The sequence below is a fragment of the Streptomyces xanthii genome (assembly GCF_014621695.1).
Taxonomy (GTDB): Bacteria; Actinomycetota; Actinomycetes; order Streptomycetales; family Streptomycetaceae; genus Streptomyces; species Streptomyces xanthii.
This window is the reverse complement of sequence record NZ_CP061281.1, coordinates 6,711,964-6,736,733: the sequence shown is the minus strand read 5'-3', so window position 1 is coordinate 6,736,733 and position 24,770 is coordinate 6,711,964. Positions and strand designations below refer to the sequence as shown.

At 72.9% G+C, this 24,770-nt stretch carries 31 protein-coding genes; 13 read left to right on the top strand and 18 right to left on the bottom strand.

The genetic code is table 11. The features are described from left to right. The first annotated feature begins 120 nt into the window (after positions 1–120). Positions 121–750, top strand: coding sequence for a TetR/AcrR family transcriptional regulator (locus IAG42_RS30410; protein WP_188340154.1), 630 nt, complete (start codon positions 121–123; stop codon positions 748–750). A 113-nt stretch (positions 751–863) separates the two neighbouring features. Continuing rightward, complete coding sequence (locus IAG42_RS30405) at positions 864–1,313, top strand: hypothetical protein (protein WP_188340153.1); 450 nt, start codon at positions 864–866, stop codon at positions 1,311–1,313. Positions 1,314–1,574: 261 nt separating this feature from the next. On the opposite strand, the gene IAG42_RS30400 is transcribed toward IAG42_RS30405, so the two are convergent. From IAG42_RS30400 to rpmB, 9 genes are all read right to left on the bottom strand, one after another. Beyond that, entirely contained in the window at positions 1,575–2,120 is a 546-nt protein-coding gene (locus tag IAG42_RS30400) for a hypothetical protein (protein WP_188340152.1), read from the bottom strand. 88 nt (positions 2,121–2,208) lie between these two features. After that, a complete protein-coding gene (locus tag IAG42_RS30395; protein WP_188340151.1) occupies positions 2,209–2,892 on the bottom strand; it encodes a uracil-DNA glycosylase in 684 nt (227 codons plus the stop codon). Positions 2,893–3,025: 133 nt separating this feature from the next. After that, positions 3,026–4,528, bottom strand: coding sequence for an ABC transporter substrate-binding protein (locus tag IAG42_RS30390; protein WP_223206214.1), 1,503 nt, complete (start codon positions 4,526–4,528; stop codon positions 3,026–3,028). A gap of 218 nt (positions 4,529–4,746) precedes the next feature. Then, positions 4,747–5,514 (bottom strand): SDR family oxidoreductase, encoded by a 768-nt coding sequence (locus IAG42_RS30385; protein ID WP_188340149.1) that lies wholly within the window; start codon positions 5,512–5,514, stop codon positions 4,747–4,749. Between the two features lie 17 nt (positions 5,515–5,531). Further along, entirely contained in the window at positions 5,532–6,293 is a 762-nt protein-coding gene (gene fabG / locus IAG42_RS30380; protein ID WP_188340148.1) for a 3-oxoacyl-ACP reductase FabG, read from the bottom strand. A 180-nt stretch (positions 6,294–6,473) separates the two neighbouring features. Further along, positions 6,474–6,857, bottom strand: coding sequence for a DUF3037 domain-containing protein (locus IAG42_RS30375; protein WP_188340147.1), 384 nt, complete (start codon positions 6,855–6,857; stop codon positions 6,474–6,476). Beyond that, positions 6,854–7,669, bottom strand: a complete 816-nt coding sequence (locus IAG42_RS30370; protein ID WP_188340146.1) for a HipA family kinase — start codon at positions 7,667–7,669, stop codon at positions 6,854–6,856. Before IAG42_RS30370 ends, IAG42_RS30375 begins: the two co-directional genes overlap by 4 nt. 235 nt (positions 7,670–7,904) lie before the next feature. After that, positions 7,905–8,210 (bottom strand): 30S ribosomal protein S14, encoded by a 306-nt coding sequence (rpsN, locus tag IAG42_RS30365; RefSeq protein WP_188340145.1) that lies wholly within the window; start codon positions 8,208–8,210, stop codon positions 7,905–7,907. Then, the gene (gene rpmB, locus IAG42_RS30360; RefSeq protein ID WP_188340144.1) at positions 8,210–8,446 is read right to left on the bottom strand and encodes a 50S ribosomal protein L28; all 237 of its coding nucleotides are present in this window, start codon (positions 8,444–8,446) and stop codon (positions 8,210–8,212) included. The genes rpsN and rpmB overlap by 1 nt, the downstream gene beginning before the upstream one ends. 80 nt (positions 8,447–8,526) lie before the next feature. Between rpmB and IAG42_RS30355 the strand changes: the two genes are divergently transcribed. The 3 genes from IAG42_RS30355 to rpmF are packed head-to-tail and all read left to right on the top strand — an operon-like array spanning position 8,527 to position 10,160. Beyond that, positions 8,527–9,681 carry a GTP-binding protein gene (locus IAG42_RS30355; protein ID WP_188340143.1) on the top strand — a complete coding sequence of 385 codons (1,155 nt, stop codon included), beginning with the start codon at positions 8,527–8,529 and terminating at the stop codon, positions 9,679–9,681. Positions 9,682–9,709: 28 nt separating this feature from the next. Beyond that, positions 9,710–9,946: a 30S ribosomal protein S18 gene (rpsR, locus tag IAG42_RS30350; RefSeq protein WP_188340142.1), complete on the top strand. Its 237-nt coding sequence runs from the start codon at positions 9,710–9,712 to the stop codon at positions 9,944–9,946. A gap of 43 nt (positions 9,947–9,989) precedes the next feature. Then, positions 9,990–10,160 carry a 50S ribosomal protein L32 gene (gene rpmF / locus IAG42_RS30345; RefSeq protein WP_188340141.1) on the top strand — a complete coding sequence of 57 codons (171 nt, stop codon included), beginning with the start codon at positions 9,990–9,992 and terminating at the stop codon, positions 10,158–10,160. 40 nt (positions 10,161–10,200) lie between these two features. Here rpmF and IAG42_RS30340 read toward each other — a convergent pair whose 3' ends face one another. Continuing rightward, positions 10,201–11,019: an SDR family NAD(P)-dependent oxidoreductase gene (locus tag IAG42_RS30340; RefSeq protein WP_188340140.1), complete on the bottom strand. Its 819-nt coding sequence runs from the start codon at positions 11,017–11,019 to the stop codon at positions 10,201–10,203. A 177-nt stretch (positions 11,020–11,196) separates the two neighbouring features. Here IAG42_RS30340 and IAG42_RS30335 point away from each other — a divergent pair, with 177 nt between their 5' ends. Next, on the top strand, positions 11,197–11,772 hold the full coding sequence (locus IAG42_RS30335; RefSeq protein WP_188340139.1) for a TetR/AcrR family transcriptional regulator: 576 nt from the start codon (positions 11,197–11,199) through the stop codon (positions 11,770–11,772). A gap of 107 nt (positions 11,773–11,879) precedes the next feature. Next, positions 11,880–12,350: a Rieske (2Fe-2S) protein gene (locus IAG42_RS30330; RefSeq protein ID WP_188340138.1), complete on the top strand. Its 471-nt coding sequence runs from the start codon at positions 11,880–11,882 to the stop codon at positions 12,348–12,350. Here IAG42_RS30330 and IAG42_RS30325 read toward each other — a convergent pair. After that, positions 12,337–12,981, bottom strand: coding sequence for a cysteine hydrolase (locus IAG42_RS30325; RefSeq protein ID WP_188340137.1), 645 nt, complete (start codon positions 12,979–12,981; stop codon positions 12,337–12,339). The two genes, IAG42_RS30330 and IAG42_RS30325, sit on opposite strands and share 14 nt — an antisense overlap. Before the next feature lie 130 nt (positions 12,982–13,111). Between IAG42_RS30325 and IAG42_RS30320 the strand changes: the two genes are divergently transcribed. After that, on the top strand, positions 13,112–13,594 hold the full coding sequence (locus tag IAG42_RS30320; RefSeq protein WP_188340136.1) for a pyridoxamine 5'-phosphate oxidase family protein: 483 nt from the start codon (positions 13,112–13,114) through the stop codon (positions 13,592–13,594). 45 nt (positions 13,595–13,639) lie between these two features. On the opposite strand, the gene IAG42_RS30315 is transcribed toward IAG42_RS30320, so the two are convergent. Continuing rightward, complete coding sequence (locus IAG42_RS30315; protein ID WP_188340135.1) at positions 13,640–14,554, bottom strand: LysR family transcriptional regulator; 915 nt, start codon at positions 14,552–14,554, stop codon at positions 13,640–13,642. Between the two features lie 75 nt (positions 14,555–14,629). Between IAG42_RS30315 and IAG42_RS30310 the strand changes: the two genes are divergently transcribed. Next, a complete protein-coding gene (locus tag IAG42_RS30310; RefSeq protein WP_188340134.1) occupies positions 14,630–15,583 on the top strand; it encodes a DMT family transporter in 954 nt (317 codons plus the stop codon). Here IAG42_RS30310 and IAG42_RS30305 read toward each other — a convergent pair. Further along, positions 15,574–16,908 (bottom strand): aminotransferase class I/II-fold pyridoxal phosphate-dependent enzyme, encoded by a 1,335-nt coding sequence (locus tag IAG42_RS30305; protein ID WP_188340133.1) that lies wholly within the window; start codon positions 16,906–16,908, stop codon positions 15,574–15,576. The genes IAG42_RS30310 and IAG42_RS30305 overlap by 10 nt on opposite strands. Positions 16,909–16,945: 37 nt before the next feature. On the opposite strand from IAG42_RS30305, the gene IAG42_RS30300 reads away from it, so the two are divergent. Together IAG42_RS30300 and IAG42_RS30295 are read left to right on the top strand one after the other, a co-directional pair. Then, entirely contained in the window at positions 16,946–17,653 is a 708-nt protein-coding gene (locus tag IAG42_RS30300; protein ID WP_188340132.1) for a pyridoxamine 5'-phosphate oxidase family protein, read from the top strand. Continuing rightward, on the top strand, positions 17,653–18,285 hold the full coding sequence (locus IAG42_RS30295; protein ID WP_188340131.1) for an FMN-binding negative transcriptional regulator: 633 nt from the start codon (positions 17,653–17,655) through the stop codon (positions 18,283–18,285). Before IAG42_RS30300 ends, IAG42_RS30295 begins: the two co-directional genes overlap by 1 nt. A 44-nt stretch (positions 18,286–18,329) precedes the next feature. Here the strand turns inward: IAG42_RS30295 and IAG42_RS30290 are convergent, their stop codons facing one another. The 4 genes from IAG42_RS30290 to IAG42_RS30275 form a co-directional block, all read right to left on the bottom strand. Continuing rightward, positions 18,330–19,871, bottom strand: coding sequence for an MFS transporter (locus IAG42_RS30290; RefSeq protein WP_188340130.1), 1,542 nt, complete (start codon positions 19,869–19,871; stop codon positions 18,330–18,332). A gap of 270 nt (positions 19,872–20,141) precedes the next feature. Continuing rightward, the gene (locus IAG42_RS30285; RefSeq protein ID WP_223206213.1) at positions 20,142–21,107 is read right to left on the bottom strand and encodes a DMT family transporter; all 966 of its coding nucleotides are present in this window, start codon (positions 21,105–21,107) and stop codon (positions 20,142–20,144) included. A 393-nt stretch (positions 21,108–21,500) separates the two neighbouring features. Next, complete coding sequence (locus tag IAG42_RS30280) at positions 21,501–22,508, bottom strand: EamA family transporter (RefSeq protein WP_188340129.1); 1,008 nt, start codon at positions 22,506–22,508, stop codon at positions 21,501–21,503. Positions 22,509–22,589: 81 nt separating this feature from the next. Continuing rightward, on the bottom strand, positions 22,590–23,099 hold the full coding sequence (locus IAG42_RS30275) for a Clp protease N-terminal domain-containing protein (RefSeq protein WP_223206212.1): 510 nt from the start codon (positions 23,097–23,099) through the stop codon (positions 22,590–22,592). 190 nt (positions 23,100–23,289) lie between these two features. Between IAG42_RS30275 and IAG42_RS30270 the strand changes: the two genes are divergently transcribed. Together IAG42_RS30270 and IAG42_RS30265 are read left to right on the top strand one after the other, a co-directional pair. Next, positions 23,290–23,478 (top strand): hypothetical protein, encoded by a 189-nt coding sequence (locus IAG42_RS30270; RefSeq protein WP_188340127.1) that lies wholly within the window; start codon positions 23,290–23,292, stop codon positions 23,476–23,478. A 134-nt stretch (positions 23,479–23,612) separates the two neighbouring features. After that, positions 23,613–24,041, top strand: a complete 429-nt coding sequence (locus IAG42_RS30265) for a type II toxin-antitoxin system Rv0910 family toxin (RefSeq protein WP_188340126.1) — start codon at positions 23,613–23,615, stop codon at positions 24,039–24,041. A gap of 104 nt (positions 24,042–24,145) precedes the next feature. Here the strand turns inward: IAG42_RS30265 and IAG42_RS30260 are convergent, their stop codons facing one another. Continuing rightward, a complete protein-coding gene (locus tag IAG42_RS30260; protein WP_188340125.1) occupies positions 24,146–24,751 on the bottom strand; it encodes a PadR family transcriptional regulator in 606 nt (201 codons plus the stop codon). Positions 24,752–24,770 lie beyond the last annotated feature (19 nt).

Here is a 24,770-nt window from a genome sequence, read left to right as displayed (position 1 = left end):
ACAGAAGAACAGAAGCCAGAAGCTCACGCCCACTACATCTGTAGTGAGCCCTCCGCCCGACCGTACTACACCTGTAGTGCGTTCGACTACAGGTGTAGTCATCGCGATAGATTGCCGACCATGAACCGCCCCGCCCCCGCCGAACCGTCCGCCGCGCGGCCGTCCCGCGCCGACCTCATCGCCGACGCCGCCCTGGTCCTGCTCGCCGAACGCGGCATGCGGGGTCTGACGCACCGGGCCGTCGACGAGACGGCGGGGCTGCCGCAGGGGTCGACGTCGAACCACGCCCGCACCCGGCTCGCCCTCCTGGAGGTGACGCTGCGCCGGCTGGCGGAGCGCGAGGCCCAGGTCCTGGCGATCGACGAGCTGCCCTCACCGGCGGGCGGCCTGCCCGCCCTCGTGGACGGCATGGCGCTGGCCCTGCACCGCTATCTGACCCGGAATCCGCAACTGCTCGTCTGCCGCTACGAGTTGGCCCTGGAGGCGACACGGCGCCCGGAGCTGCGCACGTTCTTCGACGAGACCGGCCGCCAGTTCCGCGGGCCGCTGACGGAGCTGCTGCGTGCCGCGGGCTCGCCGGATCCCGCGCGGCACACACTCTCCCTCGTCGCGTGGACGGAGGGGATCATGTTCTGCTGCGTCGCGGGCACGTTCCACGCGTCGGTGCCGAGCCTGGCGGAACTGCGCGAGGGCTACGGCGAGTTGCTGCACGGCATGCTCGGCGGGCCGGATCCGCGCCGGACCTCCTGAGCCGCTCCGGGCCGCGCGCTCGCGGCACCTCCGCGCCCTCCGCGTCACCCGTGCGGGGCATCCTCGGCGTCCACGGTTCCGTCCGCGTCCCGGCGTCCAGCAGAGTGGCGCGGGTGCCCAGAAAGATCACTCCCGCCTCGCTCCTGCTCACGGCGGCCGCGGCCGTCTCCGCCGCGGCCTCCTCCGGCTGCATGAGTGTGTCCACGCCCGATGTCCCGGACCGGCCCGCGTCCCCGTCGGTGACCGCGCCACAACCCCGCCCGGACGGCCGGGCCGAACGGCCGATCACCCAGACCCCGGCGGGCGACGGCATGCGGCGCACCGGCGCCTCACCACACCCGTCGAAGCCGCACTCCGCGCCGTCCCCTCCCCCCGCCCGGCACGCCGCCCCTCCACCGGAGCAGCCCGCCCCGCGCGTACCCGCGCCGCGCGCCGAGGCCGAGCCCCCGCCCGCCCCGAAGCCCCCGGCCCAGACGGACGTCTGTGCCCTGGGCCGCCGCTACGGCGGCTGGGGCCCGGACAGCCCCCAGTCGGCGATCTGCCGCGACGTCTACGGCGGCTGACCGGCCCCCCACCCCCACCACCACCTGACGTCGACCCGGGCTGCTGCGCCGTGGGGGCTGGTCGCGCAGTTCCCCGCGCCCCTGGAGATGCGCACTTCGTGCGCCATCTCCATCGAGCGCTGACGCATCGGGGAAATGCGGCGCGAAGCGCCATGCATTTCAGGGGCGCGGGGCACTGCGCGACCAGCCCCCACCGGAGCCGCAGCCGAACAACAGCCCCACGTGGCACCCACCCCATGCCCCGCCCCGCCGGAGGCCCCGTCAGAACCCCCGCCGCGGTGGCCCGAGCGGCTCCCCGCCCGGCCGCCCACCCCCCTCGTCCCCGTCCTCGGGCAGCGCGGCGACCCGCTGCTCGAGCCGGGCGAGCTCCGCCCGCACCCCTTGGCCGTGCCCGTCGTCGCCCAGCGCTCCGAGCCCGGCCCGGGCCCGGGCGAGATGGCTGCGGGCGGCGCCGGGCCGGCCCAGCTTCACGTAGTCCGCCGCGAGGCTGAGATGCAGCTTCGGATACAGGGAGCGCAGCGCGAGCGACCCCTCGTGCGCGGCGGCCCCACCCCGGGTGCGGGAGTCCGCGGCGGACAGCGCCCGCAGGTCCCAGGCCAGCTCGTCGTCCGGGTCGTCCTGCGTGTCGGCCATGTAGTGCGCGAGGGTGCAGCGGTGCAGGGGGTCGCCGTACTCGCCGATCTCCGCCCACAGGCCGAGGAAGCGGTCGCGCGCCTCCTCGCGGTCACCGGCGTGGGCCAGCATGACCACCTGCCCGATGCGGGTCATCATGGCGTCGTCCGCCGCCTGCTCACGCTGCTGTGCCACTGGCTCCTCCAAGCGCTGTCCCCGATCGCGTGCGGCGCACACCCGTCGACGCTAACGGCCGCCGCCCGCGATCCCCGGCAGGCACGGCTCAGCCCAGATCGGGGATCTGCCAGTCGATCGGGTCGTGGCCCTGGGCCTTGACCGCCTCGTTGATCTGCGTGAACGGCTGGGAGCCGAAGAACTTCTTCGCGGACAGCGGCGAGGGGTGGGCGCCCTTCACGACGAGGTGCCGCTCGGTGTCGATGAGGGGGAGCTTCTTCTGCGCGTAGTTGCCCCACAGGACGAAGACGCAGGGGTCCGGGCGGTCCACGACGGCGCGGATCACGGCGTCGGTGAACTTCTCCCAGCCCTTGCCCTTGTGCGAGTTGGCCTCGCCGGCCCGGACGGTCAGCACCGCGTTGAGCAACAGGACGCCCTGCTCGGCCCACGGCATCAGGTACCCGTTGTCCGGGATGGTGGTGCCGAGCTCGGCCTGCATCTCCTTGTAGATGTTCCGCAGCGACGGCGGGGTCTTCACGCCGGGCCGCACCGAGAAGCACAGACCGTGTCCCTGGCCCTCGCCGTGGTACGGGTCCTGGCCGAGGACGAGGACCTTGACCTTGTCGTACGGCGTCGCGTCGAGGGCGGCGAAGACCTGGTCGCGCGGCGGGTAGACGGGACCCTTCGCGCGCTCCTCCTCGACGAACTCGGTGAGCTCCTTGAAGTAGGGCTTCTGCAGCTCCTCGCCGAGGACGCCGCGCCAGGACTCGGGCAGCATCGCGGTGTCGGTCACGTCAACAACCTCCGGGGTACGGTCACTTGCCCGGCCGGGCGCGGAGAAGCCCGCGCCCGGCCGGTTCGACAACACCCCTGAACCTACCGGCGCCCACTGACAGTCGGCGCCGGGGATCCCGTGCGGACCTCGCTCACCAGCTGGTCTTGCGGGACAGCTCCCACATCATCATGATCGTCGACGGGTCCAGGGCCCGCTCGCCGCCGGAGATCTCGTCGCTGGCCGCGATGTACTGCTTGCCCTGCCACAGCGGCAGCAGCCGCGCGTCCTGCGCCATGATCTGCTGCGCCCGCTCGAACTGCCGCACCACGGCCCCGCGGTCGCTCTCCTGGCGCGACTGCGGCAGCAGCCGGTCGGTGATCTCCGGCGACAGGTACGGGGTGCTCAGGGCGTTCTCCTGGCCGACGAACGGCGCGATGAAGTTGTCCGCGTCGGGGAAGTCGGGGAACCAGCCGCGGCCGAACACCGGGTACTCGCCCTCGCGGTAGCCCGCCTCGTAGGTCTTCCAGGGCCGGCTCTTGAGCGTCACCTTGAAGAGCTTGGACTCCTCGAGCTGCCGCTTGATCTCCTGGAACTCGGGCGCGGTCTGGGAGCCGTACCGGTCCGTGGTGTACCAGAGGGTGAGCGGGACGGGCGTGGTGATGCCCGCGTCCGACAGGATCCCGGCGGCCTTCGTGGCGCTCGGGTCGCCGAAGTCGTCGAAGAAGTCCGTGGTGTGGCCCGTGAGGCCCTTGGGGACCATGGAGTACAGCGGCTCGACGGTGTCCCGGTAGACCTCGTGCGCGATGGCGCCCCGGTCGATCACCTGGGCGACGGCCCGGCGCACGGCGCGCTTGCCGGCCCACGGATCCTTGGGGTTGAAGACGAGGTAGCTGATCTCGGTGCCCGCGCCCTCGACCAGTTGCAGGCCCTCGGAGCCGTGCTTGGCCTGGAGGTCGACGACGTCGGACGCGCCGAGTCCGCGGAAGGTCGCGTCGATCTTCTTCGCCTTGAGGGCGGCGACCATGTCGGCCGAGTCCTCGAAGTAGCGGATCGTCACGGCGTCGTTCTTGCGGTCGGCGAAGCCGTCGTAGTGCTCGTTCTTCACCAGGACGGCCTTGTCGCCCTCGGTGTAGGAGTCGAGCGTGTAGGGCCCCGAGCCGGTGATCCCGCCGTCCTCGCGGAGCTTGTCGGCCGGGTACTCCTTCGGGTCCACGATCGACATCGCCGGGGTGGCGAGGACGAACGGGAACGTGGCGTCGGTCTTCTTGAGGTGGAAGGTCACCTCCCGGTCGCCCTTGGTGGTGACGCGGTCGAGGCTGCCGAGCAGTCCGACGGGTCCGCCCTTGACCCCGATCTTGCGGATCCGGTCGATGGAGTACTTCACGGCGGCGGCGTCGAGCTTGTCGCCGTCGGAGAACTTCATGTCCTCGCGCAGGGTGCACCGGTACTCGCGGTTGGCGGCGTCCTCGAAGGCGCACTCGGCGGCGTCGGGTTCCGGCTGGGCGGCTCCGGAGGGGAAGGCGACGAGGGTCTGGTAGACGTTGCGGTACAGCTCCCAGGAGCCGTCCCAGGAGGCCGCGGGATCGAGCGTGCTGGGCGCGCTCGTCGTTCCCACGACGATGGGCTCCGCATCCTCGGAGCCGCCTGATTCCATCAGTCCGCACCCGGCGAGCAGGGATATGGACGCAGTCGCCGCCAACGTACGGGGGGCAAGCAACCGTTTGAACACGCGCACGCTCCTCGATCGGACATGCCAAGGGGTCGGCAGACCATATCGCAGAGCCCCGCCGGTTGAACCGCTTGTTCCGGCGGGGCTCTTCAAGTGCGAGGACGTTTGTCAGCCGTTGTCAGCCGACGCCCTTTTCATCGTTCTCAGCCGACGCCGGCGTTGAGGAAGATGCCGCCGTCGACGACCAGGGTCTGACCCGTGATCCAGTCGGACTGGCTCGAGGTGAGGAACGCGGCGGCGCCGCCGATGTCCTCGGGCACGCCGAGCCGGCCCAGCGGGTAGGAGGCCGCGACCTCGGCCTCCCGGCCCTCGTACAGGGCCTCGGCGAACTTGGTCTTCACGACCGCCGGGGCGATCGAGTTGACCCGCACCATCGGGGCGAACTCGTGGGCGAGCTGCATCGTCAGGTTGATCATGGCGGCCTTGCTGATGCCGTACGCGCCGATGAAGGGCGAGGCGGAGACGCCGGCGACCGACGCGATGTTCACGATCGCGCCGCCGTTCTCCTTCTGCCAGGCCTTCCAGGTCTGCTGGGCGAAGCCGAGCGCCGAGACGACGTTGGTCTCGAAGACCTTGCGGGCCACGTCGAGGTCGAGGTCGGCGATGGGGCCGAAGACCGGGTTGGTGCCGGCGTTGTTCACCAGGTAGTCGACGCGGCCGAAGGCCTCCATCGTGCGCTCGACGGCGACGGCCTGGTGCGCCACGTCGTGGGCCTTGCCCGCCACGTGGATGACGCGGTCGGCGCCGAGGGACTCGACGGCCTCCTTGAGGGCGTCCTCGCCGCGACCGGTGATGCAGACGCGGTCGCCGCGCGCGACGAGGGCCTCGGCGACGCCGTAGCCGATGCCGCGGCTGGCGCCGGTGACGAGGGCGACCTTGCCGGAGAGCGGCGGGAGTTCGGTGGTGCTCATGTCGGTTGCCTCCGGGGTCAGTTGAGCGGGCCGCCGGCCACGTACATGACCTGGCCGGAGACGAAGCCTGCCGCCTCGCCGGTGAAGAACGCGATGGCGTTGGCGATGTCGTCCGGGCGGCCCACGCGCTGCACCGGGATCTGGGTGGCGGCGGCGGCCTGGAAGTCCTCGAAGCCCATGCCGACGCGCTCGGCGGTGGCCTTGGTCATCTCGGTGACGATGAAGCCGGGGGCGACGGCGTTGGCGGTGACGCCGAACTTGCCGAGCTCGATGGCGAGGGTCTTGGTGAAGCCCTGCAGACCGGCCTTGGCGGCGGAGTAGTTGGCCTGGCCGCGGTTGCCGAGCGCCGAGGAGGAGGACAGGTTCACGATGCGGCCGAACTTGGCCTCCACCATGTGCTTCTGGACGGCCTTGGACATCAGGAACGCGCCGCGCAGGTGCACGCTCATGACGGTGTCCCAGTCGGAGACGCTCATCTTGAACAGGAGGTTGTCGCGCAGCACGCCCGCGTTGTTCACGAGGATCGTGGGAGCGCCGAGCTCGTCGGCGATACGCGCGACGGCGGCCTCGACCTGCGCCTCGTCGGAGACGTCGCAGCCGACGGCGAGGGCCTTGCCACCGGCGGCGGTGATCTGCTCGACGGTGTCCTTGCAGGCGGCCTCGTCGAGGTCGATCACGGCGACGGCGCGGCCCTCCTGGGCCAGACGGATCGCGGTGGCGGCGCCGATGCCGCGCGCCGCTCCGGTGACGATCGCTACGCGCTGCTCAGTGGTGGACATGCTGTTCGGTCTCCTCGCCCTAGAGGTCGGCCGCTTCGCTCCGGTGCGGGTGAGCGACCGCTTAGTACCTTGTGCGGGTGACGCTAGAAGCCCTGGCACGCGGTGTCAACGTACCCACCGCGTGCCCCTGATCACTCACGCCTCCGGACGGCTGCCGGAAGCGGGCCGTGGACGCGCCGTTCAGCGCACGAGCTGGTCGAGCAGCCGCTCGGCCTCGGCCGCCGGATCGGCGGTCAGACCCGTGTGCACGGGGCCGGGCTGGACGACCGTCGAGCGCGGGGCGATGAGCCAGCGGTAGCGGCGGCCCGCGTCGTCGTCCGCGGCCTGCCCGGAGGCGGCGCCGCCCTCGCAGTGCCGCTCGATCGCGCCGAGGAGGGCGCGCACGCCGGCCACGTCGGCCTCGGGGTCGAGGGCGAGGAGGCGGCGCTCGTCCAGGTGGGTGAGGGCGGCGACGAAGGACCGGGCGCGGCAGTACACGACCACGCCGGCGTTCATCTGTTCGCCGCGCTCGATGCGGGGCACCACACGCAGGAGGGCGTACTCGAAGACGTCGCGCTCGCTCATCGGCCGGCTCCCGGGGTCAGCCAGCCCGGAGCGCTCGGCCGGGCCTGGTCCGCGCCGCCCTCGGGCAGCGCGATGCGTTCGTGGATCGTGGCCACGCGCGCGTGCAGCGTCTCCACGTAGGCGCGGCGCACGGCGTCGGGCGAGTCGAATCCGGGCTCGTCCGTGAGCCACACGTCGGGCACGTCGGCGACGGCCTCGGCGAGCATCGCCTCGGTGACGCGCGGCGCGAGTTCGGCGGCGGCCGCGGCGATGTCGGGGGCGTACCGGGCGAGGGCGTGGTCGCTCGCGTCGTACGGCTTGTCGGCCCAGGCCGGGGCGCCCCGCCAGTTGTGGTGCCAGATCATGCTGGCGCCGTGGTCGATGAGCCACAGGTCGCCGTGCCAGACCAGCATGTTCGGGTTGCGCCAGGAGCGGTCGACGTTGTTGATCAGCGCGTCGAACCAGACGACGCGGCCGGCCTCCAGCGGGTCCACGCCGTATGCGAGCGGGTCGAACCCGAGGGCGCCGGACAGGTACCGCATCCCGAGGTTCGTGCCGCCGCTCGCCTTGATGAGCCCCTGCACCTCGGGGTCGGGCTCACCCAGTCCGATCACCGGGTCGAGGTCCAGCGCGACGAGCTCCGGCACCCGGAACCCGAGCGCCCGCGCGAGCCGCCCGCAGACCACCTCGGCGACCAGCGTCTTGCGCCCCTGCCCCGCACCGGTGAACTTCATGACGTACGACGCGAGATCCTCGGCCTCGACGAGCCCCGGCAGAGAGCCCCCCTCACGGAGGGGGACGACATACCGCTTCACAGCGACTTCATCCAGCATCCGCCCAGGCTATACGGGGCCCCAACACCCCAAGGACCGACTCCGCACCTACCCCCACATCCCCATACCGACCTCCTCGAACAGAGCGGGCCACTCACTCTCCCCGGAGAACGGCAAGGGTCGCGCCGACCTCTCGCCACGGTGGGCACCGACCGACTCATCGACACGGCGCCGGTTCCGCGACCGGCACCGGGGCGGAGCGGCGCAAAGACGCCACCCCGCCCCATCAGCCCCGCTACCAGGACGACTTGGTCACGCCGGGGAGGTGGCCCGCGTGGGCCTGGGTGCGGACGTTCACTCGGGAGAGGCCGAACTTGCGGAGGTGGCCTCGGGGGCGGCCGTCGGTGCTGTCGCGGTTGCGGACGCGGGTGGCGCTCGCGTCGCGGGGCTGGCGGCGCAGCTCCGTGCGGGCGGCGGCCTTCTCGTCGTCCGTCGCGCGCGGGGACGCCAGGACGGCCTTCAACGCGGCGCGGCGCAGCGCGTACCGGGCCACGATCCGCTTGCGCTGCTCGTTCTTCGCGATCTTGCTCTTCTTCGCCATCAGACACGCTCCCCTCGGGCCCGGATCCGGGCGACGGCCGCCTCGACGCCGATGACGTCCACGGTCTTGATGCCGCGCGCGCTGAGCCGCAGCCGGACGTGGCGCCCCTCGCTGGGCAGCCAGTAGCGCTTGTTCTGGATGTTGGGGTCGAAGCGGCGTGAGGTGCGCCGGTGCGAGTGGGAGATCTTCTTGCCGAAGACCGGCCGGGCGCCGGTCAGTTGGCAGTGCGCGGACATACGGATGCTGCCTCTCTCTGGATCGGCCGGCCGCACCGCGGCTTACCGATAATGGAAATCATTGTCGTATGCTACCCGCCATGACCCCTATCGAAGAACCCCTGATGCCGGTGGTGATCGTCGGCGGACTGCACACCGACGCCCGTCGCGCCGCGGTCGAACGGCTGCTGCGCGAGGTGCCCGGCAGCGTCGCCCTGCACCACGACCTGTCCGCGGGACCGACGGGCACGGTGCGCCGCGGCGTCCGCGACGCCACGGGCGAGACCGCCTGGGGCGAGACGCCCCTCGTCAACGACTGCGCCTGCTGCGCCCTGCGCGAGGACCTCGTGCCCGAGCTGGAGCGGCTGGCCGGCAGCGGACTGACCCGCCTGGCGATCGTGGAGCTGTGGGACTCCGTGGAGCCGCGTGCCATGGCCGAGGTCGTCGCCGCGCACGGCCACGACGTGTTCCGCCTCGCGAACGTGCTGACGGCCGTCGACCCCGCTCTCGTCCTGCCCTGCCTGACCAACGGCGACGACCTCGCCGAGGCGGGGCTCGCCGCGGCCGCCACGGACCGGCGCACGGTCGCCGACACCTTCGCGCGGCAGCTGGAGTACGCCCCCGTCCTCGCCGTCACCGACAGCCCCGACGCCGGGCTCGACGACCTCGCGCTCCTGCGCCAGCTCCACCCCACGGCGACCCATGTCCGCGTGGAGTCGGGGAGGTTGGGCGGCGCCGCGCTCGCCGGATTCGACGTGGGCGCGGCGGCCGCGGCGCAGCATCCGGCCTGTGCCCGGCTCCCCCACGACTGTGACGAGCAGGGCGTCAGCACCCTGGTCTGGCAGCGCCGCCGCCCGTTCCACGCCGGTCGCCTCTTCGAGGCCCTGGAGGACCTGTGCTGTGCGGCGGCCCGCAGCCGCGGACGGTTCTGGCTCGCGGACCGGCCCGACAGTCTGCTCGCCTGGGACGCCGCGGGAGGTGCCCTGTGCGTGGAGAACGCCGGGCCCTGGATGGCCGCGCTGCCGGACGCCGCCTGGGAGTTGATGCCGGCCGAACGCCGCACCGCGGCCGCCCTCGACTGGCATCCCGAGCACGGCGACCGCTGCCAGCACCTCGTCTTCACCTCACCCGATCTGGACCGGACGGGGCTGCTCTCGCTGCTCGACTCCTGCCTGCTCACCGACGACGAACTCGCCTCGGGCCCGGCCGCGTTGCCGCGCCCCACCGGCTTCGACCACCTGCTCGACGCCGCCTGACCCGCCCCACCACACCGAGGAGACCCCCATGGCCCGCACCGGCAAGCTCGCACCCGCCCGCAAGAACCGTCCCAACCCGCTCGACGCCGCCGGCATCACCCACATCGACTACAAGGACACCGATCTGCTGCGGACGTTCGTCTCCGACCGGGGCAAGATCCGCAGCCGTCGCGTCACCCGGGTCAGCCGGCAGCAGCAGCGCCAGATCGCCACGGCCGTCAAGAACGCCCGCGAGATGGCACTGCTCCCCTACGCCGGCCGCTGACCCTCACCCGATCCGTACCGCCACTCCCACGATTGGATCCTTCATGGCAGTCCCCAAGCGCAAGACGTCCCGCAGTAACACCCGTCACCGCCGCGCCCGGTGGAAGGCGAGCACCCCGCCCCTGGTCCCGGTGACCGTCGACGGGGTCACCCGTCTCGTGCCGCAGCACCTCAGGAAGGCGTACGAACGCGGCCTCCTGCGGCCCGAGAGCTGAGCCCCGGCGGGAGCCGTCCGGCGCCGCCGGCGTCCCGGCCTCACGCCGCGCGCCCCGAGAGGGCCGAGGCAGTGGCCGGGCCGGCGAGGACCTTGCGCGTGATGCGTTCGGCGATGGCGGCGACCAGGGTGCGGGGGCGGCGCGGCGTGAGGTGGGCGCCCAGGGTGTTGCTCAGCCCGGGGGCCACGTAGCCACGGTCGCGTTCCAGGGCGCGCAGCGCGGCGCGGACGACGGGCTCGGGGGTCGTCATGGAGCCGGTGACGGCGGCCCGGCGGGTGCCGATGGTGTCGAAGAAGGCGGTCTCGACGGGGCCGGGGCACAACGTGAGCACGCGGATGCCGCGGCCCCGGTACTCCTGGCGCAGGGCGAGGCCGAAGTTGAGGACGAACGCCTTGGCCGCGCCGTAGACGGCGAAGTAGGGGGACGGCTGGAAGGCCGCGTTGGAGGCGACGTTGAGGACCGCCCCGCGGCCGCGCTCCAGCATGCCGGGCAGCAGCGCGTGGGTGAGGTCGACGAGCGCGACGACGTTGACCATGAGCTGGTCGTGGTCGCGCTCTTCCGGGATCTCCTCGAAGCGGCCGCAGGTGCCGAAGCCGGCGTTGTTGACCAGGAGGTCGACGCTCAGTCCGCGGGCGGCCAACTGGTCGGTGACGCGGCGGGCCGCGTCCGGCGAGGCGAGGTCCTGGACCACCACGTGGGCGCGGACGCCGTGTTCGGCGGTCAGCCGCTCGGCGAGGGCGGTGAGCCGGTCGCCGGAGCGGGCGACGAGGACCAGGTCGTGCCCCTGGGCCGCGAGCTGCGCGGCGAACTCGGCGCCGAGCCCGGACGACGCTCCGGTGACGAGGGCGGTGCTGTGCACGGTGTTCTCCTTCGGCCGACGGCAACTGGGTCTTCTGCGTCCATTGACCCGACGGGGCCAACTGGAATGAGAAGGTAGCAGTAATCAGCAGAACTGCAACAGCCTTGTTTCATCTAATGATGTCAACGCCTCGGAGCTGTATCGTCTGCCTGACCAAGTGGACTTGCTGGAGGCGTGATGGGTGAGGCGGCGGCGCGACCGTTGAGGGCGGACGCGGAGCGCAGCGTGCGCGTGATCCTGGAGGCGGCCGAGCGGGTGCTGGCCGAGGACCCCGGTGCCTCCATGGAGCAGATCGCGGCGGCCGCGGGGGTGGCCCGCACGACGATCCACCGGCGGTTCGCGAGCCGGCAGGCGCTGATCGACGCCCTGGCGTCCTCGGCGGCCCGCCAGCTCGCCCGCGCGGTGGACGACGGCAGGCCGGACACCGCTCCGCCCCTGGTGGCGATGCACCGGATCACGGCCAACGTGCTGCAGATCAAGGGCGCGTGGGCGTTCGCCCTGGGGCTGCCGGCGGAGCCGGACAGCGAGGCCGCCGTGCTCCATCAGGGCATCGACCGCAGTTGCGTCGCCGTCCTGGAGCGGGCACGGGCGGAGGGGCTCATCGACGACGCGGCGGACCTCGAATGGGTGCGCCGGGTCTACTACGCGCTCATCGGGGAGTCCCTGCACAACGAGCCGGAAGGCTCCGATCCGGACGCGCTCGCGGCCCGCGTCATCGACACGCTGCTGCGCGGTGCGGGACCCCGGAGCTGAAAGTCCGGAAAATCTCCGAGACGTTGAACGCTCCGGCCGCCCGCCCCGTATCCGAGGGAGATCCCCCCACGGATCCAGGCCCGCCCGTCTCGAAGGGAACCGACAGCATGACCGCTTCGCAGGATTCCGCACCGCACGGCCCCGCCCCGACCCGCCGCGTCGTCGTCGCGGCGGTGGGCGCCGCCGGGATCGCCGCGGCGCTCAGCGCCTGCGGCGGTTCGGACGGCGGCGCGTCCGAACCGGCGGGCAGTGTCTCGGCGCCCGCCGGTGACGGGGGCGGCTCTTCGGGCGGCCGGAAGCTCGCCGAGGAGAGCGAGGTCCCCGAGGGCGGGGGCAAGATCCTCGCCGACGCCGGGGTCGTGGTGACCCAGCCGAAGAAGGGGGAGTTCAAGGCGTTCACGAACATCTGCACGCACCGGCAGTGTCCGGTGAGCTCGGTCGAGGGCGGCACGATCAACTGCCCGTGCCACGGCAGCAAGTTCTCGATCGAGGACGGCAGCGTGCGGCACGGCCCGGCCACCGAGGCGCTCGCCGAGAAGAAGATCACGACGAGCGGCGGGACGATCAGCCTCGCGTAGGGCGCCGCTTCCAGGCGGTGAGCACGTCCTGGGTCGTGACGACGGTCGCGACCAGGGCGAGCGTGTTGCGGATCATCGCCGGGACGTAGTCGGCGGGGACGCCGGCAACGGCGTCGCTCGCCACGACGACCTGGTAGCCGAGATTCACGGCATCGAAGACGGCGTTGGGGATCGCCACGTTGGCGGAGACGCCGGTGACGACGAGGGTGCGGCAGCCCAGGTTGCGCAGCAGCGGGTCGACGTCGGTGCCCGCGATCGGGGAGAGGCCGTGCAGCCGGCGCACGACGAGGTCCTCGTCGGCGACCTCGATCGGCGGGGCCACGCGCACCGCCTTCGTGCCGGTGAGCTGCTGCACGGGCAGCCGCTCGGCGGCGCGGAAGAGCCGCCCGTTGCGGTTGGCCCCGCGCCCGTCGGGGCGCCGTTCGGCGACGGCGTGCATGACCTGCGCGCCGCTCTCGTGCGCGGCGGCGACGAGCAGGGCCACCCGGTCCAGGGCGCCCGAGGAGCGGGCCTGTTCGGCGAGTTCGGGCAGGGCGCTGCCGGGGCCGACGACGCCCTGCTGGCACTCGACGGTGAGCAGCACCGTGGTGGGCGGGGCGAGCAGTTCGGCGAGAACCTCGTGCGACGGCATGCGCGACCCCCTGTGGTCCGGTCCGTGTCCGGCGCAGACCCTAGCCACCATTGCGCGACGGCGGAAGACCCAGCATGCTGCCTTTCTGACACATCGTCAGCCGCACTGAACCGCCGTCGAGGGAGCGCACATGGCCGTCACACAGCGCCGGGGCCGCCGGATCATGATGACCTCCGAGGAACGGGACGCCTTCCTCGCCGAGCAGCGGACCTGCCGGGTGGCGACCGTGTCGGCGGACGGCACCCCGCACGTGAGCCCGTTGTGGTTCGTGTGGGACGGGACCTCGCTGTGGCTGTACTCGCTCTCGCGCAGCAAGCGCTGGGCGGACCTGCGGGCCGACGGCCGGGTGGCGGTGGTGGTCGACGCGGGCGAGGAGTACGGGGAGCTGCTCGGCGTGGAGCTGTCGGGCCGGATCGAGTTCGTCGGGGAGTCCCCGCGCACCGGTGAGCCGTGTGCCGAACTCGACGTGCCGGAGCGGCTGTTCGCGCGCAAGAACTTCGGCCTGCCGGAGATGGTGCACGACGGGCGGCACGCCTGGGCGCGGCTCACCCCGGACAAGATCGCCTCCTGGGACTTCCGCAAGCTCCCCGGAATGCCGTCCCCCGCGAGCTAGGCGGTGTCTTCAGACTCCCGCCTGCCCCACGACGCCCGGCACGCCCTACGACGCCGTCCGCCCGAGGTCGGCGCCCGCCTTCTGCAAGGCCTCGACGGCCGCGCGGATCGACGGACGCCGGTCCGCGTCCGCCCGCCAGACCACGTAGACGTGGCGCCGCACCTGCTGGCGCACGGGGACCGTGACGACGCCCTCGGGCATCGGGTCGCGGCCGAGGAGCGGGGCGACGCAGACGCCGAGGCCTGCGGCGACGAGGCCGAGCTGGGTGTGGGTCTCGGCGGCGCGATGGCCGACCTGCGGCTCGACACCCCGGGCGCGCAGCGTGAACAGCAGCCACTCGTGGCAGAACTCGCCCTCGCCCCAGGTGATCCACTCGTCGTCGGCGAAGTCCTCCAGGCCGACCTCGTCCCGCCCCGCGAGGGGGTGTCCGGCATGCATGGCGATGTCGGCCGGGTCGTCGAGGATGCTCGCCTTGACCAGGCCGTCGGGCATCGGCATCGGCTTGTTGTACCAGTCGAGCACGACGGCGAGGTCGAGGTCGCCGCGCACCACCCCGGCGACACCGCCCTCGGGCTCCAGTTCCTGGGAGCGCACGCGCAATTGGGGATGCTCGGCGCGCAGGGCGGCCAGGGCCGCGGGGAACAGCCCGCGGGCCGCCGTCGGGAACGCGGCGATGCGCAGCTCCCCCGCCACCTGGCCGCGCTGCGCCTCCAGGTCGGCCTGGGCCAGCTCGACCTGGGAGAGGATCCGCGCGGCGTGCTCGGACAGCAGCCGGCCCGCGTCGGTGAGCCGGACACCGCGCCCGTGCTTGGCGAGGAGCTGCTGGCCGACCTCGCGCTCCAGCTTGGTCATCTGCTGCGAGACGGCGGACGTCGTGACGTGCAGGGCGTCGGCGGCGCCGCTCACCGAGCCGTGCCGGGCGAGCGCGTCGAGGACCCGTAGGCGCTCCAGGTTCAACATGTAAGCGATGCTAAGCGATATCGCGCAAGAATTCTCGCTTGTGCTACGAGGTCGGGGCGCGCGAAGCTTGCCTCCATGAGCACCGCGACCCCGCGCCGGAGCGTTCCGGACACCACCTCGACGACCGCGCCCGCCCCCGGTCCGTCCCGCGCCCTCGACTGGCGCCTGCGCTTCGGCGCGCTCTCCCTCATCTGGGGCTTCAGCTTCCTGCTCATCAAGGTGGGCACGGACGGGTACGCACCGTTCCAGGTGACGCTCGGCCGGCTCGTGTTCGGCACGCTGGTGCTCGTGGCGGCGATGGCGGTGAAGCGGGAGCGGCTGCCGCGCGGCGCCCGCACCTGGGGGCATCTGACCGTCGCGGCGTTCCTCCTGAACGCGCTGCCGTTCTCCCTGTTCGCGTTCGCCGAGCAGACGATCCCGTCGACGCTGGCGGGGATCTGCAACGCGACGTCACCGCTGTGGGGCATGGTGCTCTCCCTGGTCGCGCTCTCCGAGGACCGGCCGACGCGGCGCCGGGTCGCGGGCCTCGGCCTCGGCTTCCTCGGCGTCCTCACGGTGCTCGGCGTGTGGCAGGGGTTCCACGGCCTGGACGTGACGGGCACGGCGATGGCCCTGCTCGCCTCGCTCAGCTACCCGATCGGGTGGATCTACGTCCGCCGCACCCTGGCCGCCTCAGGCCACTCCCACCTGTCGATGACCGGCGCCCAGCTGCTCGTCGCCACGGTCCAACTGGCCGTGGTGACCCCGCTGTTCACATCCTGGCCGTCCCGCTTCTCCCTGGTCCCGCTGCTCGCGATCGTGGCGCTCGGCGCGCTCGGCACGGGCCTCGCGGTGCTCATCCAGTACGGCCTGGTCGCCGAGGTGGGTCCGACGACGGCGCAGATGGTCACGTACTTCATCCCGGTCATCGCCACCGCCGCCGGTGTCGCGGTGCTCGGCGAGACGCTGCACTGGTCGACACCGGTCGGCGCGCTGATCGTGATCGCGGGCGCGGCCCTCACCCAGTCCCGGGGCCGCGCTCAGTCGTAGCGGACCGTGCCGCGGGCGGGGCCGACGGCGGCGGCCACCGCGTCCGCGACCGCGTCGATCTCCTCGACGCGCAGCCCGGAGACGGTGATCCGCACCCCGGGCCCGGCCTTCATCCGGAACCGGGCGCCGGGCGCCACCGCCCACCCCGCGTGCAGCAGCCGGGCGACGACCCCGGTCTCGTCCGGCACCGGGACCCACACGTTCATGCCGCTGCGCCCGTGCGCCGCGATCCCCCGCACGGCGAGCGCGGCGATCAGCGCGTCACGGCGCCGCCCGTACGAGGCCGAGACGGCCCGCGCGTCGACGGCACGGGCCGCCCACAGCGTGGCGACGGCCCGCTGGGTGATGCGGCTGACCCAGCCGGGGCCCAGACTCTGCCGGCCGCGCACCCGGTCGACGGTGTCGGGGTCGCCGGTGAGCACGGCGAGCCGCAGGTCGGGGCCGTAGGCCTTGGCGACCGAGCGGACGAAGGCCCAGGGGCGGGCGTCCCCGGCCAGCGGGTGCAGCGGCAGGTCGACGATGCCGTGCCCGTGGTCGTCCTCGATGAGCAGGACGTCCGGGTGGGCGGCGAGGACCGCCCGCAGTTCTTCGGCGCGGGACGCGCTCACGGCCGCGCCCGTCGGGTTCTGCGCCCGGTCGGTGACCACGAGGGCCCGCGCCCCGCCGCGCAGCGCCCGCGCCACGTCGCCGGGCAGCGGACCGTCGTCGTCCACCCCGACCGGCTCGATACGCAGGCCGAGCGCGGGCACGAGGTCGAGCATGCTGCCCCAGCCGGGATCCTCGACGGCGACCGCGTCGCCGGGCCTGAGGTGCACCGCTAGCACCCGCTCGATGGCGTCGAGGGAGCCGGACGCGACGACGACCGGCCCGGCCGGCACCCCGTCGGCGTCGAGCGCGGTCCGCGCGGCCCGCGCCAGCTCGGGCTCGAGCGACGCGGCCCCGTAGAGCACGGGGTTCTGGTCGGCGGCCCTCGCGGCGGCGGTGAACGCCTCGACGAGCGAGGGCAGCAGGGCCGTGTCCGGATTGCCGTTCGACACGTTCCGCACGCCGTCCGGGACGTCCACGCGGATGCTCTCGCGCGCGGTCGTGGCCGGTTTGGGCCGGATCCGGCTGCCGCGCCGCCCGGCCGTCTCGATGACCCCGCGCTCGCGCAGGGTCCGGTACGCGGCCGCGACCGTATTGGGATTCACCCCGAGCCGCTCGGCCAACTCCCGCATCGGCGGCAGCAGTTGCCCCGGTTCGAGGCTGCCGTCGGCCACCGCCCGCTCGACGCTCGCCGAAATGTCTGCTGCGCGCCGCCCACTGATCGGATACTCTCCTAGCACAAACAACATTATGCACTAGTGCAATGGAGTTCGCACCATGAGCGTGGCCCCCGAGCAGTCCCCCGCAGCCCCCGCTGCCGAAGACGCCGCCGAGAACACGTACGCGCCGACCGACCGCACGGTCCCGACGCGTTCCAAGGAGCGCGCCCGCTACGACCACGAGATGGTGCACGCGATACTCGACGAGGCCTACGTGTGCCACCTCGGCTTCGTGCGCGACGGGGCGCCGGTCGTACTGCCGACGCTCTACGGACGGGTCGGCGACCGGCTCTACGTGCACGGCTCCACCGGGTCGCGCCCGCTGCGCATGGCCGGGCAGCAGGCCCCGGGCCTGCCCGTCTGCCTCACGGTGACGCACGTCGACGGCCTGGTCCTGGCCCGCTCGGCCTTCCACCACTCCATCAACTACCGCTCCGTGGTGGTGCACGGCACCGCCCACCAGGTCACCGACCCGGAGGAGAAGCGGCTCGCCCTGGACGCTCTGGTCGACCACGTCGTACCGGGCCGCTCCGCCGACTCGCGCCCGGCGAACGCGAAGGAGCTGGCGGCGACCGCCGTGCTCCGGCTCGACCTGGCCGAGGTCTCCGCGAAGCTGCGCACCGGCGGCCCGAACGACGAGCCGGAGGACCTGGAGCTCCCGTACTGGACGGGCGTCGTCCCGGTGCAGCGGACCCACGGCGCGCTCGTCCCGTCGGACGACCTGGCCGACGGCATCGAGGTCCCGAAGTACCTGCGGGACCTGTGATGCTGATCCACCCCTGGGACGCGGCGCGCGACGAGAAGGAGTGGCAGGACTGGCTGGCCGGGCACGACTTCGGCCAGCTCGCGGTCAACGGAGGGGACGGCGAGCCGCCGTTCGTCCAGCCGCTGCACTTCGCGTACGACGCCGGGCGCGGCGAGGTCCTCGGCCATCTCGCCCGGCCGAACCCGCTGTGGCGCGCCCTTGAGGCGCGCCCCGAGGTGCTGCTCAGCGTCGTCGACGACTACGCGTTCGTGCCGGGCCCCTGGCAGGCGCTGCCCGGCGACCCGGCCGAGCACGGGACGCCGACCAGCGTCTACGCGGCGGTCCAGCTCCGGTGCACCGCGCACGTCGTCGACGACCCGCACGAGAAGGCGGCGCTGCTCAACCGGCAGGTTGCGCACTTCCAGCCGCCCGGCCTGTCCGCCGAGGCCGCCGCGGGCGAGGCCCCGTACGGGCGGCTGCTGCCGGGCATCCGCGGGCTGCGGCTCGAAGTGACCGGCGTCCGCGCCAAGTTCAAGTACGCGGGCCACAAGCCGGACGAGGTCCAGGACCGGATCGCGGCCGGCCTCGCGGAGCGCGGCGCTCCGGGCGACGCCGCCGCCCTGGCCCAGCAGCGGCGACGGCGCTCCGCCTGAGCCCGCCGACCGCCGGGGTCAGCGGCCCGGCGCGGCCCCCGGTGTCACGCGACCACGGTGGCGCCGGGCTCACCGGCCGCCGCCGCGGACCCCGGCCGCTCCGGCACCGGGACCTCGACCTGCCTGATGCGCGCCGGAAGGGCGAGCGCGGCGAAGAGACAGCACACCGCGGCGCCCGCGGCGATCAGGTACGCGGCCTTGAAGCCGTCGCTGGTGTACAGCACGGCGCCCCGCGTGATCTCCGGTGAGAGCGGAGCGATGTACGAGTTGTTCAGGACAGTGAAGGCGATCACCGGCAGGACGGCGGGGAACACGCTCTGGAACACGCCCGCGATGCTCGCGGTGGAGGCCTGCAACTGCGGCGGCACGGCCTCGATGAGCAGGTTCGGGACCGCCGCGTAGCCGAGGCCCATGCCCAGACCGACCAGGCACGAGAACAGGATCAGCAGGCCCCGGCTGTCGTGCGCGTACGCGGTGAGCGCGCAGCCCAGGCCCGCCGAGACGCCGCCGGCGGCCATCATGAGGCGCGGCCGCGCCCTGCGCCCGACCAGGACGCCGACGAGCACGCCGCCGACCACGGTGCACAGGCCGATCGGCGCCTGGAAGACCGCGGTGCCCTCGGCGTCGACCCCGAAGCCGTATCCGAGACCCAGGGCCGCCGGCGTCATGACCAGCATCGGCAGCAGCATCGTGAACAGGCCGCTGACGCCATACATGAATCCGGCGGCGGTGACGGTGAACGCCACCGAGCGCCGGCGCAGCACCTTGATGTCGATGAGCGGTTCGCGGACCGCTCCGGAGCTGACCAGCCACGCGACGACGAGCACGAGCCCGCCGATCAGGTAGGCCAGGGTCGAGCCTGCGGTCCAGCCCCAGGCCGGGCCGAAGCTGACGCCGACGAGGATGCCAGCGATGCCCGCGCCGAGCAGCAGCGCGCCGACGAGGTCGAGGCGCGAGCGGAGGCGCACCGCGCTCTCCTGCGTGGTCAGCAGGATCATCGCGCCCAGGACGGCGAGGGCGATGACCCAGAACCAGAAGATGCTGCGGAAGCCGAAGTCGTCGATCAGCCAGCCGGTGATGAACGGGGCGGGGATGGCGATGATGCCCATGCCGCTGGTCGCGATGCTGACGGCGAGGGGGACGGTCCGGGGCGGGAAGACGTCACGGATGAGCGAGTAGCTGAGGAACAGGCACGGGACGAGCAGCCCGGTGAGCGCGCGGCCGAGGATCATGATCCCGTAGCTGGGCGCCACCGCCGAGACGAGCGACCCGGCGATCGAGACCGCGATGCAGCCGACCAGGAGTCTGCGCTTGCCGTGGAGGTCGGCGAGCTTGCCGACGAGCGGCGCCGCCACCGCGCCCACGAGCAGGAACGCGGTGAGCAGCCAGGCGCCCTGCGTCGTGCGGTAGTGCTGGGCGATGGAGGGCATGGCCGTCGCGATCATGATGTAGCTGATCGCGAGCATCTCCAGCAGGAGCACGATCGACAGCAGGGACACGATGAGGCGGGGCGTCCATCGTTCGTCGGCGGCGCGGTCGGCGCCCGGGGCACCGGCGGTCGGATCGCCCGGAGGGGAGGAGACCATCGTCGGATCCTTTCGGGATGGCCTGAACGGAGATCCGCCGCCGGAGGTCGGGGCCGGGTCCACCCGCCCGTGACCGCCCTACCGCGCCGCTCGGGCCGGAGTGATGGGGAGCCACGTCGCCGGCGGCCGCCGGCGACATGTAGCGGACATCACAGGGCCTCGACGCGGCGCGGCACCACACGGTGTTCCATCCAGCGGGAGCGGAACTGACACCGTTTTTAGAAGGTGCAGGTCAGGGCGGTGTACCCCGAGTAGCAGAAAATCGGTGGATCAGCCACCTTTTTGGACGGGGGTGCGGGACTCGGCCCCGACCGTGGCGCGGGACTCCGCCGCCGCGAGGCCGACGACCGCCACCAGCATCACCGCGGTGCCCGCCACCGTCGCCCCGGTCAGGCGCTCGCCGAGCAGGGTCACGGCGATGAGGGCCGCGCCGACCGGTTCGAGCAGCATGATCACGGAGACCGTGGCGGCCCGTACGACGGCCGCACCCGCGAAGTACAGCCCGTAGGCGAGGGCCGTCGGCACCGACGCGATGTACAGGAGCAGCGCGAGCACCTCCCCCGCGTTCCCGGTGTGCGGGACGAGTCCCTCGGCGGCGCCGAACGGCAGCAGCGCGAGAGCCGCCACGGCGAAGGTGCCGACGGTCGTGCCGAGTTGTCCGCCGGCCCGCCCGGACCGGCCGAACCAGCGGGTGAGCAGGGTCATCACGGCGTACCCGGAGGCCGAGGCCAGCGCCCACAGGACACCGGCGGGGCGGACGGCGGCGCCGCCCGAACCGAGGACGAGCACGGCGAGCCCGCACAGCGCGCCGCCCACGGCGAGCACGCCGCCCCGGCCCAGCCGCTCCCCCATCGCGAGGCGTGCCCCGACCGCGATGAGCACGGGACCCGCGCCGAGCGTGACAACGGTGGCGACGGCGAGCCCGGTCGCGGACACCGCCGCGAAGTAGGCGGTCTGGAACACGGCCAGGGCCAGTCCGAGCACGAGGATCCGCACGGCCCTCCGGCCGCGCGGTTCGGGGGTCGTGGAGACGGGGGCGGGCCTGCGGCGCAGCACCCGTACGGCGAGGAGCAGCAACAGCCCGCCGGCGCACCGCCAGAACGACAGGGCCGACGGCCCCAGGTCGCTGAGGCGGAACACGAGCGAGGCGGCGGCGCCCGCGGTGCCCCAGGCCAGCCCCGCCACGACCAGGCAGATCAGGCCGCGGGCGACGGACAGGGAGGGGATTCCCGGCACGGCGGGTGCCAGGGACGCGCGTCCGCGGGACGCGAGTTCAGAGGACGCGAGTTCAGAGGATTCGAGTTCAGAGGATTCGAGCGAGGTGAGGGAACGGGCAGCACTGCCCGGCACGGCTTGCGACACGTGGCACTCCACGGAGAGCGGCCCCGAGAGGAAGACCCGGGACCAGGGACACGGACCGTCGATCGCGGGCAGCCGTGACCCGCCCGGGAACAGCCGGGCGCGGGATCCCGGTGACGACCGGATCCCGTGGAGAAGTGCGGCTCACTGCCCGCGCAGGGCCCTCGGCGGGCGGATCCCACGGACCGTTCCGTGGATCGACGCCCGCCCGCGGGGCCCTACGCGGCCGGAGGCGGCAGAACGAGTGCGCGTGCGTGCATGATCGCCACCCTAGACAGCGCTCCCCGACCGGGACAACGCGGTTTCCGGCTCGGTGACCTGCGGCGGCTCGGTCGCCGCCGGCTTGGAGGACTGCGCGATGAACGCGCCGACGAGCACCACGGCCCCGCCGAACAGCTGCGGCCCGGAGAGGTGTTCGCCGAGCATGACCCAGGCGAGCACAGTCGCGATGACCGCTTCCAGGCAGGCCACGACACCGGCCACCTGCGGGGAGAGCCGCCGTACGGACACGACGCCGGTGACGTAGGCGACGACGGTGGCGAGCAGCACGATCCAGCAGAGCAGCAGCCAGGCGGGCACCGCGGTGCCGTTCATCGAGGCGTCCCCGGCGAGCAGCGACCAGTCCATGCCCCAGGGCCGGGCGATGACGGTGAGCACGGCGGCGCCGATCAGCAGCCCGTACGCGATGACGCCGAGCGGGTCGGGGGCCTCCTCGCCGGCGTCGCTGCCCTGGTCGGACAGGACGAAGTAGCCGACCTGACAGCAGGCCGCGCCGAGCGCGAGGAGCAGACCGAGAACGTCGAAACTGAGCCCCGCCCACACCTCGACGACGCAGGCGAGGCCGCCGACCGCGAGGACGACACCGAGCGCGGCGGCCCGAGTCACGGGCTTGCGCTGGACGAAGCGGACCCAGCCGAGGACGAGCGCGGGCGCGAGGTACTCGATGAGCAGGGCGACGCCGACGGGGATGCGGGAGATCGCCGCGAAGTAGCAGGCCTGGACGCCCGCGACCGCGAGCAGACCGAACCCGGCGAGCAGCGCGGGGCGCCGGCGCACCAGTGCGCGGTGCCGCCAGGCGACGGGCAGCATGACGAGCGCGGCGCCCGCGACCCGCAGCCACACCACGTGGAGCGGATCGAGGCCCGCCTCGATCAGCGGTTTGGCCGCCACCCCCGAACCGCCGAACGCGAGCGCGGAGGCGAGGGCGAGGCCCAGACCGATTCCGCGCGCGCTCGTCCCCGGCCCGACCTGAGACTCAGTTGACCCATGCACCGGCACATCATGACAGGCAGCGTCAGGACCGTCACCCCCGATGACCCCTGTCTCACAGGACGGACGCCGACGACCTGCGGCGCAGCGTCAGTTCAGCCTCCGGCGCAGGTGCTCGACATCGATGCCGGCCCGGCCGAGCACCTCCACGGCGCGGCAGTCCGGGTCGCCGGCGAGCGCCGCGAGCACGTCGAGTCCCCGGGCCGGACCGCCGTCCCGGGCGGTCGCGCGCTCGGCGCCCGCGCACATCGCGGCGGTCGCCGGCGGGGACCAGCCGGGGACGCCGCGCACCACCGGCACCGCGCCGGAGTCCTCGACCGAGCCCTGCCAGCGCAGCCCGTAGCCGATGCTGCGCTGGACGAGGTAGCCGAGCAGCCGGGCGAGCTGCCCGCCCTCGCCGCAGACCGCCCGCACCGCGGGGTCCGACTCCAGGAGCGAGTGCAGCAGGTGCGCGGTGTCGATCTGCCGGTCACCGTCGCGCAGCGCACGCCGTCGGGCTCCCGCGACGGCCAGAATCAGCTCGTCGCTGAGCGGGGCGTCGACGGGACGGTCTTCGAGAGGACCGCACGAGGCGGTGCCGGACGGGGGAGAACTGTGCACGTACCTCACCTCATCAGGCCCGATCCGCCGCAACATCCCCGAGGGGGAGCATCTTCGCGTCCGACACAAGGTGGGCGCGGCCCGTCCGCCCCTCCTCCTCAGGGATGAGATCCGGCCGTTCTCGCCGTACGGGGAGCGCGCCGCCTTGCCGGTGCGCAACCGCTTGCACCGCAGGATCGTCGTTTCTTGCATGGAGAGCAGGTGCTGGCACGTGGCCCTGCCCGCCGTCGACGGCAGGCAGTACGTGTACCGGGTGTACGCCCCGGACGACGCGCTGCTCGCCGACCTGTTCTGGGACGCCTGGCACTGTCACGACGAGGGTCCGCATCCGCGCGCGTACGACCTCTTCGACGCGGCCCGGATCGAGCGCGTGGGCTGAGCCCGGACCGGGCGCGGCCGCACCCGTAAATTTCTGACGGTTCATCAGTATTGAATGTTCGAGGCCGCGCGGCTACGTTCCGCGACGACGCGACACCGCAGCCCGTCGGGCTCTCGACTCAAAGGGGTGGCCTCATGGCCGAAGTCAGCGCGGAAGCACGCATCGAGGCGCCCGCCGAGAAGGTGTGGGCCCAGCTCACCGACTTCTCCGCGTACGGGGAGTGGAACGCCACCCACACCAGCTTCCCCAAGGGCGGCCCGGCCTCGCTCGAGGTCGGCGGGCAGTTCGAGGAGAACATGAAGCTGATGGGCTTCCCTGCCGAGGTCACCTGGACCATCGAGGACCTGAAGGAGGCCCGCACCCTCGCGATCCGCGGCAAGGGCCCGATGGGCGTGAACGTCGGCACCCGCTACACGCTCACCCCGGACGGGGCGGCGACGACGGTCCGCATCGACGGGGAGTTCACGGGCGCGGCGGTCTCGCTGATGGCGGGCAAGCTCAAGGACTCCGCGACGGCCGCGCTCAACGAGTCGCTGCGCAAGCTGAACGGCCTGGTGGTCTGACCGCGCCCGCCCACCGCCCCGTACGGACATGAAGAGGCGCCCGCACCGGTCGTGCGGGCGCCTCTTCGACGCTCTGCCGTCCTCCTGCCGGTCCCGCACGGGGATCAGTCCTCGTCGGCGAGGATCAGGTACAGCTTCTTGCGCGCCTCGTTGATCACCGAGAGCGCCTTCTCGCGCTGCTCCTTGCTGCCGGTCTTCCAGACCTGACCGAACGCCTCCATCAGACCGAAGCCGGCCTGCCGGATCTCGTTCATCGCGTCCCAGTCGACGCCGCGGCCCGCTTCCTCCCAAGGAGCGTCGGGCCCTTCCTCGGCGGCGGTCCGCCCGTCGTCGGTGAGCGAGAAGAGCTTCTTGCCGCCCTCGCTCGCGCTGGCGATCAGGCCCTCGTCCTCGAGCAGCTGAAGCGTCGGGTAGACGGAACCCGGGCTGGGCTTCCACGCGCCGCCGCTGCGCTCGGCGATCTCCTGGATCATCTCGTAGCCGTGCATCGGGCGGTCCTTGAGCAGCGCCAGGATCGAGGCCCGCACGTCACCGCGCCGAGCCCGTCCGCGCGGACCGCCACCGCGGCCTCCGCGTCCACCCCAGGGACCGGGACCGAACCCCGGCCCGAAGGGCCCGAACGCCCGGCGTCCCTCGAAGCCGCCCCGGCCGTGGTGGCCAGGTCCGCAGTGCCCGTGTCCGTGCTCGTGATCGTGTCCTTGCGTATGCATCTCCATCAGTCCTTCCCTG

What these genes read in the sequence shown, in the direction of transcription:
- IAG42_RS30410 (WP_188340154.1), top strand. Translation starts at nt 121, where the DNA reads ATGAACCGCCCCGCCCCCGCCGAACCGTCCGCCGCGCGGCCGTCCCGC.
- IAG42_RS30390 (WP_223206214.1), bottom strand. Translation starts at nt 4,528, where the DNA reads ATGGAATCAGGCGGCTCCGAGGATGCGGAGCCCATCGTCGTGGGAACG.
- IAG42_RS30385 (WP_188340149.1), bottom strand. Translation starts at nt 5,514, where the DNA reads ATGAGCACCACCGAACTCCCGCCGCTCTCCGGCAAGGTCGCCCTCGTC.
- fabG (WP_188340148.1), bottom strand. Translation starts at nt 6,293, where the DNA reads ATGTCCACCACTGAGCAGCGCGTAGCGATCGTCACCGGAGCGGCGCGC.
- IAG42_RS30375 (WP_188340147.1), bottom strand. Translation starts at nt 6,857, where the DNA reads ATGAGCGAGCGCGACGTCTTCGAGTACGCCCTCCTGCGTGTGGTGCCC.
- IAG42_RS30370 (WP_188340146.1), bottom strand. Translation starts at nt 7,669, where the DNA reads ATGCTGGATGAAGTCGCTGTGAAGCGGTATGTCGTCCCCCTCCGTGAG.
- rpsN (WP_188340145.1), bottom strand. Translation starts at nt 8,210, where the DNA reads ATGGCGAAGAAGAGCAAGATCGCGAAGAACGAGCAGCGCAAGCGGATC.
- rpmB (WP_188340144.1), bottom strand. Translation starts at nt 8,446, where the DNA reads ATGTCCGCGCACTGCCAACTGACCGGCGCCCGGCCGGTCTTCGGCAAG.
- IAG42_RS30355 (WP_188340143.1), top strand. Translation starts at nt 8,527, where the DNA reads ATGACCCCTATCGAAGAACCCCTGATGCCGGTGGTGATCGTCGGCGGA.
- rpsR (WP_188340142.1), top strand. Translation starts at nt 9,710, where the DNA reads ATGGCCCGCACCGGCAAGCTCGCACCCGCCCGCAAGAACCGTCCCAAC.
- rpmF (WP_188340141.1), top strand. Translation starts at nt 9,990, where the DNA reads ATGGCAGTCCCCAAGCGCAAGACGTCCCGCAGTAACACCCGTCACCGC.
- IAG42_RS30335 (WP_188340139.1), top strand. Translation starts at nt 11,197, where the DNA reads ATGGGTGAGGCGGCGGCGCGACCGTTGAGGGCGGACGCGGAGCGCAGC.
- IAG42_RS30330 (WP_188340138.1), top strand. Translation starts at nt 11,880, where the DNA reads ATGACCGCTTCGCAGGATTCCGCACCGCACGGCCCCGCCCCGACCCGC.
- IAG42_RS30325 (WP_188340137.1), bottom strand. Translation starts at nt 12,981, where the DNA reads ATGCCGTCGCACGAGGTTCTCGCCGAACTGCTCGCCCCGCCCACCACG.
- IAG42_RS30320 (WP_188340136.1), top strand. Translation starts at nt 13,112, where the DNA reads ATGGCCGTCACACAGCGCCGGGGCCGCCGGATCATGATGACCTCCGAG.
- IAG42_RS30315 (WP_188340135.1), bottom strand. Translation starts at nt 14,554, where the DNA reads ATGTTGAACCTGGAGCGCCTACGGGTCCTCGACGCGCTCGCCCGGCAC.
- IAG42_RS30310 (WP_188340134.1), top strand. Translation starts at nt 14,630, where the DNA reads ATGAGCACCGCGACCCCGCGCCGGAGCGTTCCGGACACCACCTCGACG.
- IAG42_RS30300 (WP_188340132.1), top strand. Translation starts at nt 16,946, where the DNA reads ATGAGCGTGGCCCCCGAGCAGTCCCCCGCAGCCCCCGCTGCCGAAGAC.
- IAG42_RS30295 (WP_188340131.1), top strand. Translation starts at nt 17,653, where the DNA reads ATGCTGATCCACCCCTGGGACGCGGCGCGCGACGAGAAGGAGTGGCAG.
- IAG42_RS30290 (WP_188340130.1), bottom strand. Translation starts at nt 19,871, where the DNA reads ATGGTCTCCTCCCCTCCGGGCGATCCGACCGCCGGTGCCCCGGGCGCC.
- IAG42_RS30270 (WP_188340127.1), top strand. Translation starts at nt 23,290, where the DNA reads ATGGAGAGCAGGTGCTGGCACGTGGCCCTGCCCGCCGTCGACGGCAGG.
- IAG42_RS30265 (WP_188340126.1), top strand. Translation starts at nt 23,613, where the DNA reads ATGGCCGAAGTCAGCGCGGAAGCACGCATCGAGGCGCCCGCCGAGAAG.
- IAG42_RS30260 (WP_188340125.1), bottom strand. Translation starts at nt 24,751, where the DNA reads ATGCATACGCAAGGACACGATCACGAGCACGGACACGGGCACTGCGGA.